This is a genomic window from Brucella grignonensis (genome assembly GCF_002252505.1).
Classification (GTDB): Bacteria; Pseudomonadota; Alphaproteobacteria; order Rhizobiales; family Rhizobiaceae; genus Brucella; species Brucella grignonensis.
Genome location: NZ_NNRL01000045.1, coordinates 1 through 873 on the forward strand (window position 1 = coordinate 1; position 873 = coordinate 873).

The following is an 873-nucleotide window of genomic DNA, read 5'->3' on the forward strand; positions in this document are numbered from 1 at the left end:
GCTGGTTGGTCGCCTCGATTGAGGATTACGATGTCGAAAATGACACGGCCAGACCCGGTCCTATCTTCACGGAGCGGGTGATCTCTCCGCCGGCGCCGCCGGTGATTTCCAGCGCAGCCGACGCGCTCGCCGTGGTTCTCAATGAGCGCGGCCGTGTCGATGTCGATCATATCGCCGAGTTGCTGCACCGCGATCCGCAGGATGTCGTCGCCGAGCTCGGCAGCGCGATCTTCCAGGATCCCGCCGACGGTTCCTGGCAGATGGCTGATGCCTATCTGTCAGGCCATGTCCGCGACAAGCTGAAGGTCGCGGAAGCCGCTGCCCTTCTCGATCCAGTCTACGAGCGCAACGTCACGGCCCTGCAGGGCGTGCAGCCGGTCGATCTTCGCCCGTCCGACATCACCGCGCGTCTCGGCGCGCCGTGGATCCCCGCCCTCGATGTAGTGGCCTTCGTCAAGGAGACAATGAACGTCGACATCAAGATCCATCATATGCCGGAACTGGCTTCCTGGACTGTCGATGCGCGCCAGCTTGGTTATCTCGCCGTCGGCACATCGGAATGGGGGACCGGCCGCCGGCATGCAGGTGAGCTGCTGACTGATGCGCTTAACAGTCGCGTGCCGCAGATCTTCGACACGATCAAGGACGGCGACAGCGAACGGCGCGTGCTCAACGTCGTTGATACCGAGGCAGCCAAGGAGAAGCTCCACAAGATCAAGGAGGCCTTCCAGCGCTGGATCTGGTCCGATCCCGACCGCACCGACCGGTTGGCCCGTGTTTACAATGACCGCTTCAACAACATCGCGCCACGAGCGTTCGACGGTTCCCATCTGAAGCTTCCAGGCGCCTCGGGCGCCTTTTCTCTTTATGGGC

The 873-nt window shown here is 62.5% G+C and carries 1 pseudogene; it reads left to right on the top strand.

The annotated features are described in order from the left end of the window. Window positions 1–873, top strand: a pseudogene (locus CEV33_RS00650) (lactate dehydrogenase); the annotation flags it as partial.